The 7,433-nt window shown below is 67.6% G+C and carries 7 protein-coding genes; 2 read left to right on the forward strand and 5 right to left on the reverse strand.

The window, feature by feature from the left end; genetic code table 11:
• Nucleotides 1-145 precede the first annotated feature (145 nt).
• From Q1J95_RS12715 to Q1J95_RS12735, 5 genes are all read right to left on the reverse strand, one after another.
• Nucleotides 146-361, reverse strand: coding sequence for a helix-turn-helix transcriptional regulator (locus Q1J95_RS12715; protein ID WP_300268118.1), 216 nt, complete (start codon nucleotides 359-361; stop codon nucleotides 146-148).
• Nucleotides 361-795, reverse strand: coding sequence for a hypothetical protein (locus tag Q1J95_RS12720; protein WP_300268121.1), 435 nt, complete (start codon nucleotides 793-795; stop codon nucleotides 361-363). Before Q1J95_RS12720 ends, Q1J95_RS12715 begins: the two co-directional genes overlap by 1 nt.
• Before the next feature lie 161 nt (nucleotides 796-956).
• The gene (locus tag Q1J95_RS12725) at nucleotides 957-4,733 is read right to left on the reverse strand and encodes a proline dehydrogenase family protein (RefSeq protein WP_300268123.1); all 3,777 of its coding nucleotides are present in this window, start codon (nucleotides 4,731-4,733) and stop codon (nucleotides 957-959) included.
• 64 nt (nucleotides 4,734-4,797) lie between these two features.
• The gene (locus tag Q1J95_RS12730) at nucleotides 4,798-5,385 is read right to left on the reverse strand and encodes a hypothetical protein (RefSeq protein WP_300268125.1); all 588 of its coding nucleotides are present in this window, start codon (nucleotides 5,383-5,385) and stop codon (nucleotides 4,798-4,800) included.
• Nucleotides 5,386-5,469: 84 nt separating this feature from the next.
• Nucleotides 5,470-6,030 (reverse strand): acyl-CoA thioesterase, encoded by a 561-nt coding sequence (locus tag Q1J95_RS12735; RefSeq protein ID WP_300268127.1) that lies wholly within the window; start codon nucleotides 6,028-6,030, stop codon nucleotides 5,470-5,472.
• 108 nt (nucleotides 6,031-6,138) lie between these two features.
• Between Q1J95_RS12735 and Q1J95_RS12740 the strand changes: the two genes are divergently transcribed.
• Entirely contained in the window at nucleotides 6,139-6,645 is a 507-nt protein-coding gene (locus tag Q1J95_RS12740) for a GNAT family N-acetyltransferase (protein ID WP_300268130.1), read from the forward strand.
• A gap of 6 nt (nucleotides 6,646-6,651) precedes the next feature.
• On the forward strand, nucleotides 6,652-7,305 hold the full coding sequence (gene coaE / locus Q1J95_RS12745; RefSeq protein ID WP_300268133.1) for a dephospho-CoA kinase: 654 nt from the start codon (nucleotides 6,652-6,654) through the stop codon (nucleotides 7,303-7,305).
• The last annotated feature ends 128 nt before the right edge of the window (nucleotides 7,306-7,433 follow it).

Below are 7,433 nucleotides of genomic sequence, written 5' to 3' on the forward strand. Positions count from 1 at the left end.
CGGATGCGCAGCAGCGCCTCGCCGCGCCCGGGCTGAGGAGTCGGCACGCTTTCCTGGCTCGTGTCGCAGGCTGGGCCGTATTCGCGGTTCAGCCAGGCGGGCATTGTGTCGCTCGGCGGTCTTTGAGTCTCTCCACGGGTCATGATCACTCCTGGGGGTATTGGAAGAGATCGTCGATGCCGACTCCGAAGGCACGGGCGATCTGGAAGGCGAGTTCGAGCGTGGGCGAGTACTTGCCCTGCTCGATGGCGATGAGCGTCTGACGTGTGACGCCGATGGTTCTGGCGAGGTCTGCCTGCGTGATGCCGGCATCCTCACGACGGGAGCGGATGCTGTTGGTGACGAGAGTGGGCTTGACCATCACACGAGCCCCCGACGGTAGGCGAGGATGCGGGCGATGCCGCCGAGCACGGTCGAGACAGCGAAGCCGACGAACATGGCGTTCGCGATCCAGAAGACATCGGCGCCGACAGCGCACAGCACGATGACTCCGAGCCCGACGAGCACGAGGAACGAATGCTCGACGCGGCCGCCCATCTGCTCGATGTCGCGGTCGCGGATGTCTGAGCGGGTCGCGGCTTCGCGATCACGGATGCCGACGATGAGGCCCCAGAGGATGCTGAGCACGATGGTCGCCGCGATGGCGATGCCGACGGTCCAGAGCATCAGCGGGAACCAGTCGACATCCGTCAGCGGCCCGTCTCCCGCCTGCTGCAGCACGACGATGACGTAGATCGGGACGATGACGACGGAGGCGATCAAGGTCGCCCAGGTGGTGCGTTCTGCATAAACCATTGCCGGCTCCAATGTAAAAGATTCTTGACATGATGACGTTACCGCGAGCACATCGGCAATGTCAAGAATGTTTTACACACCCCGGGGGCCATCCACCCGAGACTGCATTGTGCGGATGAGATGCGCGGGAATCCGTGGCATCTCATCCGCACGATGCAGGCTCAGATCACGGCGGCGCTCCAGTCGTCGGGGTTTCCGAAGCGGTGGGCGGTGATGCTGATCGCCTGCTCGTGCACGAACGGCAGCAGCTCGATGCGCCCGGCGGAGGTGACCTCTCCGTCGTACACCGCCAACTCGGGGTCGCCCGCGACCGCCTCGGCCAGCGACCGATGCACCTGGGCGACAGCGTCGCGCGTGCCGACGAGCCGGACGCGCTGCGCGCGAGGAGCGGGATCATCGCCGATCTGGGCGGCCTCCTCGGCGCCCGCCATCCGCTCGATCCACTCCGCATCGCTCTCGACCGCCACGAGCACATCCAACTCAGACAGCACCCGGCGAACCTCAGCGGGAAGCCCGACCGGGGTGCTCAAGAAGAATCGCGTACCGGCACGGATCGCGGCGACCACCGTGCGCAGCAGCTCGTGCCACGCGGCATCCCCCGTCGCCCGGATCATCACCGGCACCGGCCGATAACGGAACAGGTTGCGCTCCACGCCCAACCGCGACACGTCGCGCACCCGGCCGAACTCGCGGTCCCAGGCGATCGCATCCGACAGCGCCGCGCGTCGCAACCACTCGAAGCTGTCGAAATCCAGCGATGACTGGGCCGATTCGATCAACGCCGTGATGCGCGTGTCGAGCCCGCGCAGGTGCAGCGTGCTCGACCCTGGCCCTCCCCCACGCGATCGCCACGAACCCAACCCGATCAGATAGTTCGGCCCGCCCGCCTTCGCTCCGGCTCCGACGGACGATCGCTTCCACCCGCCGAAGGGCTGCCGCTGCACGATCGCGCCGGTGATACCACGGTTGACGTAGAGGTTTCCGGCGTGAACGCGCGACAACCACGGCCCGAGATCGTCAGGATTCTGCGTGTGCAAGCCCGCCGTGAGTCCGTACTCGACCGCGTTCTGCAGGTCGATCGCGTTCCCCAGCGTCGAGGCGTGCATGATGCCGAGCACCGGTCCGAAGAACTCCTCGCGGTGGAAGCGTGAGCCCGGTTGCACACCCACGCGGATGCCGGGTCGCCACAGCCGCCCGGTTGTATCTCCCGCCACCGGCTCGGGTTTGATCAGCCACTGCTCTTCACCCTCGAGCTCGCTCAACGCCCATGCGAGCTTGCCCCGGGGCCGTTCGATGACCGGTCCGACCTCGGTGCGTGGGTCTGTGGGCCATCCGACGTGGAGGGAGCGCACAGCATCGACCAGCTGACGCGCGAAACGCTTGGAGCGGCCGACCGGGCCGACGAGAATCGCGAGCGACGCCGCCGAGCACTTCTGCCCGGCGTGGCCGAATGCGCTTTTGACCACGTCGGCGACGGCGAGATCGAGATCAGCCGACCCGGTGATGACCATGGCGTTCTTGCCGCTCGTCTCAGCGAGCAGCCGCAGATCGGGTCGCCACGAGCGGAACAGCTGCGCCGTCTCCCATCCACCCGTGAGAATCACCCGATCGACGGCCGGCGCCGTCACCAGTTGGTGGCCGAGCTCGCCGTCGTCGATGTCGATCAGCGCGAGCACATCACGCGAGACGCCGGCCTCCCACAGCGCCTCCGCGACGACAGCCGCGCACCGACGCGCCTGCGGCGCCGGCTTGAACACGACACCCGATCCTGCAGCGAGCGCGGCGAGCACACCACCGGCTGGAATGGCGATCGGGAAGTTCCACGGCGGAGTGACGACCGTGACAGCGGCGGGTTCGAAGCTCGCTCCGGCAATGGTGTCGAGTTCGCGGGCCTTCGCGCCGTAGTACCGGGCGAAGTCAACGGCCTCGCTCACCTCGACGTCGGCTTCGGCGAGCACCTTTCCGGTCTCGGATGCGGCGACCTCTATCAGCTCGGCTCGACGCGACTCCAGCGCGGCGGCGGCACGGAGCAGCACCTCGGCGCGCTCGACCGCGGGCCGTGCCCCCCAGGCCGATGCCGCCTGCTGCACTCTGGTGATCGTCGCATCCAGCGCTGCGGCGTCGTCGATGCGGGCGCTGCGCAGCGTCACGTCCCCCGCTGTCGAGGCGGTCATACGAGCGCGGATGTCGTGGGCCCATTCGCGGTTCGCCGACAGGGCCGGGTCGGTGTCCTGAGTGTTCGTGAATCCGGGCGCGCCGCTCGAGTCGACATCGGCCTCACGGCGAGAGTAAACCGCTGTCTCGACGAAAGCCTCACCGCCAGAACCGCCCGATCCGCGCGAGATGTCGAGCACGGCCCGGGTGAGATCCTCTTCCGCCGCCGGGACGGGAGCGGCTGGGCGCAGCGACTCATGCACCGGGTCTTGGCGGTTCTGGACGCGATGCGGCACGGTCCGCAGCGTCTGATCCCGTGCGCGCTCGAACGCCCGCAGAAAGCGCTCGCGCTCACGTTCGAACAGGGCCTCATCCTCGTGCAGGTGAAAGGCCGCCGAGAGGAAGTTGGCCGATTCAGCGTTCTCGTCCAACCGGCGCACGAGATAGCTGATCGCCACGTCGAACTCATCCGGCCGCACCACGGGCACGTACAGCAGCACAGGGCCGACCTCGCGTGAGACGGCCCGCACCTGCCCCTGGGCCATCCCCAGCAGCATCTCGAACTCGACGTCCGCGGGAGCGGACGTCGCCTGCCCGGAGCCCGTCGAAGGGTCCGCACCCCCGGCGCCTTCGACCCCTGAGCCTGCGCCCCCGGCCCCTGAGCCTGTCGAAGGGTCCGCCCGCACCCCGCGCTCGCCGGCGAGCAGCCACGCGTAGGCGACGCCGAACAGGTTGTGTCCGGCGACGCCGATGCGCACCGCCGCCGTATTCTCGGGGCGCAGCGCCGCGTCCAGCAGGCGTAGATAGTTGGCGTCCGTGTCGAGTTTGGTGTCGTAGGTGGCCAGCGGCCAGCCGTGCACCCCGGCATCCACTCGCTCCATCGGCAGGTTCGCGCCCTTGACCAGGCGGATCTTGATCTTCGCACCGCCGTGCTCGACGCGCGTCTTCGCCCAGGCGGTGAGCTCACGCAGTGCTGCGAGCGCGTCGGGCAGATAAGCCTGCAGAACGATGCCTGCCTCGAGCAGAGGGAGGCGCGGGTCTTCCAGAATGCGTGTGAACACCGCGATCGTCAGATCGAGATCGCGATACTCCTCCATGTCGAGGTTGATGAAGGTGCCGGTCTTCGCGGCCGTGATGTACAGCGGCGTGAGCCGTTCGACGACCGCATCGACGATCTCATCGAACGCCCACAGCGAGATGTGGCTGATGACAGACGAAACTTTCACCGACACATAGTCGACGTCATCACGCTTGATCAGATCGTGGATGCCGTCGAGCCGGCGTCGCGCCTCGGCCTCGCCGAGCACCGCCTCACCGAGCAGGTTGAGGTTCAGCCGCGCGCCCGGTGCTGCATCGCCACCGGCATCAGGCGAGGCATCCCGGATCTTCGCCAGCGCCGGGCCCTGCTTCTCGGGTCGCGCGTCGACGACGAGGTGACCGACCATCTCGCGCAGCACCCGTCGAGCGATCGGCACCGTGGGTGTGGGCAGCACCGGCGCGATGCCGCCACCGATCCGCACGGCACCACGCAGGTACCAGGGCAGAAACTCCGGAACGATCGGCGCGATGCGTTGCAGCTGCGCAGCCGCGGCCGACAGACTCTCCGGCCGCATGACTCCGTCGACGAACCCCAGGGTGAACGGCAGGCCGTTCTTGTCTTGCAGCACATCGGCCAGACGCGCCGCAGCCGAGTCGACTTCGGTGTCAGCGGCTTCGAGGATCCAGCGTCGCGCCAGCTCGATCGACTGCTCGGCGACGAAAGCGGGACCGGAAGACTCTGACATGTGCTCAGCCTACGAGCGCGACAGCGTCGTCAGGCCGAGACACCCGCGAGAGCGCGGGAGTCGGTCAGAACGAGCTCTGCGAAGCCGGGATGATCGCGAAGATCAACAGGAGCATACCGATGCCCGTCAACGCTGCGAGCCCCGACAGGATGACGCCGGCGATGCCGAAGCCCTTGCCGCGCGGTTGACGCAACGCGAAGATGCTGAGGACGATGCCGACCGCGGCCACGATCAGCCCGAAGAACGGAATCCATCCCATGACGAACGCGACGATGCCGACGATCAGCGCGGCGATCGCCATCCCGCCGGCTCCGCTGCCCGGCGTCGGCGGGGCGTAGGCCGACGGGCCACCATAGGTCGGGTACTGCGGTGCGACGCCGCCGGATGCCGGGGCGCCCGGGTACGGCGCAGCAACGGTGGGATCGGGATACTGCGGCGCGCCGTACGTCGGTTGCACCGGAGGCGCACCGTATGGAGACGGCGACCCGTACGGGGACGGCGCTGCGTACGGCGGCGATGCCGGCTCGTGCGGAGGCGTGGCGTGCTGCGGAGGCGTGGCGTAGGGCGGCTGCGCGGGAGGCGTCTGCGGGGGCTGCGCGGCCGGACCGGGCTGACCCGGTGCCGGAGCACCATTCGCGGATTCGTTGGACATGTGCTCTCCTCCAGTGCCATGGCGACGCTTCCCCCACGCCGACTCTGTCTTCGAGCCTATCGACCGGCCAGAGCGTTCACCACATCACACCCACGTGCTGGGGGCTGCTGCTCTCGTCGAAGGCAGCGCCGAGGCATCCGCCCATTCCTTCATCCACGGCTCCACCTCGGGAAGCCCTTCGGGCCGACCGACGGCAGCGAACAACTCGGTGTGCGAGAGCGTGCCGCCGGCGCGCTTGAGCATGCGGCTGCGGATGATCGCGCGGGCATAGATCTCGCCATCGACCACGGCGCGGTGCTCGAGATAGATCGTCTTGTCGTCGTGGCCGAGCAAGCGCGACTCGATGTCGAAGCGCTGCCACAGCTCCAGCGACTTGCGGAACGTGACGGTTTCGGCCGCGACGACTCCGTACCAGCCGTACCGCCGCATCACCTCGCTCATGCCCGTGCGCTCGAGCAGATCCCAGCGGCCGAGATCGAACAGCGACAGATAACGGCCGTTGTTCATATGGCGCAGGATGTCGAGGTCGGTCGGCAACGTGGTCACGCGGACGCGGCTGACCTCGGTCGGTGCGATGCGGCCCTCGCGGCGGACTCGACGGCGCGCACGCCACATCACAAGCAGGGTTCGCCAGATCACATTCACGAGGATCGATGGTAGCCCTCGGCGCATGAACAGCGAACTCTGTTGTGGATCTCCGACAGGAACCCCCCTCGATTTCTCCTTCGCGCGGGGCGCGCGTAGAGTCCAGACATGAGCGCCGAAGCCCAGCCCGAAGTCATTGTCCGTCCGGTCCGTGATGTCGATGCGGAAGCACTGGGTCGCGTGCACGCAACGTGCTGGCACGAGACCTACGATCACCTCGTCAGCAAGGCAGCACTCGAACGCGTCTCGCCCCGTCGCATGGCTGAGCTGTGGACCAACTGGGCCGCGCAGGGCGACGATTTCCGCATGAGCGCCGCGCTCGTCGACGGTGAGATCGTCGGCTTTGTCGGCTCGGGTCCCGCGCGCGACCGCGACGCCCCCGCGATTCGAGAGCTGTATTTCATCTACCTGCTGCACCAGTACCACTCCACCGGACTCGGGCAGCGGCTCTTCGACGCCGCCGTCGAGAAGGATGAGCCGCTGTACCTGTGGGTCGCGGAAGACAACCCCCGCGCGCACCGCTTCTACACGCGCAACGGATTCCGTCTCGACGGCGCAACGCACACCGAGCCGTTCCTCGGCGAGACGCTGACCGAAGTGCGCTTCGTTCGCTGAGCTCGCGTGCCTGCCGCATCAGCGCTTCTGGTCGCGCTCACCGGCGGCATCGGCGCGGGCAAGAGCACGGTCGCCGCGATCCTCGAATCCGCGGGAGCGCGGTTGATCGATGCCGACAGCGTCGCGCGCGACGTCGTCGCTCCGTCAGCGGAAACCGAGCATCTGCGGCAGCAGATTGCGGCGTTGCTCGGCGATGGGGTGACGCACGACGACGGATCTCTCGATCGGCAGGCGATCGCCGATCGGGTCTTCGCGGATGAGGCGCTTCGACGTGCATACAACGGACTGATCCACCCCGCGATCCGTGACGAAGTGGGCCGTCGTATCGCTGACGAACGGTGCCGCGGAGGCATCATCGTCCATGAGATTCCGCTGCTCAGCGCACACAGCTCGCCGCTACCGTGGACGTACGACGTCATCGTGACTGTGGAGGCCGATGCCGCCGAACGTGCTGACCGCCTGTCACGCATTCGCGGATACGACAGCGCGGAAGCGTGGCGCCGCATCCGCGCACAAGGAGAGGAAACCGACCGCGTCGCGATCGCGGATATCGTCGTGCGCACCGACGCGGATCGCGCCGAGACCTCCCGCCGGGCGCTGGAGCTGTGGGATCAGCTCACTCGCCGGGCATCTCAGGCCCCGGATGCCGCACAGCGATGACGCGCATCGAATCCACCGTGTAGGAACGACGAGCGAAACGCCACCCCTCGGGTGTGCGGCGGTAGACGTCTGCATAGTGGATGTGCCACTGATCGTCTTTGCCGCCGATGAAGTGATGAGCGACGCAC

Source organism: Microbacterium sp. (assembly GCF_029263575.1).
Taxonomy (GTDB): domain Bacteria; phylum Actinomycetota; class Actinomycetes; order Actinomycetales; family Microbacteriaceae; genus Microbacterium.

Coding starts and splice junctions, on each gene's coding strand:
- Q1J95_RS12740 (WP_300268130.1), top strand. CDS start 6,139: ATGAGCGCCGAAGCCCAGCCCGAAGTCATTGTCCGTCCGGTCCGTGAT.
- Q1J95_RS12720 (WP_300268121.1), bottom strand. CDS start 795: ATGGTTTATGCAGAACGCACCACCTGGGCGACCTTGATCGCCTCCGTC.
- Q1J95_RS12715 (WP_300268118.1), bottom strand. CDS start 361: ATGGTCAAGCCCACTCTCGTCACCAACAGCATCCGCTCCCGTCGTGAG.
- Q1J95_RS12725 (WP_300268123.1), bottom strand. CDS start 4,733: ATGTCAGAGTCTTCCGGTCCCGCTTTCGTCGCCGAGCAGTCGATCGAG.
- Q1J95_RS12730 (WP_300268125.1), bottom strand. CDS start 5,385: ATGTCCAACGAATCCGCGAATGGTGCTCCGGCACCGGGTCAGCCCGGT.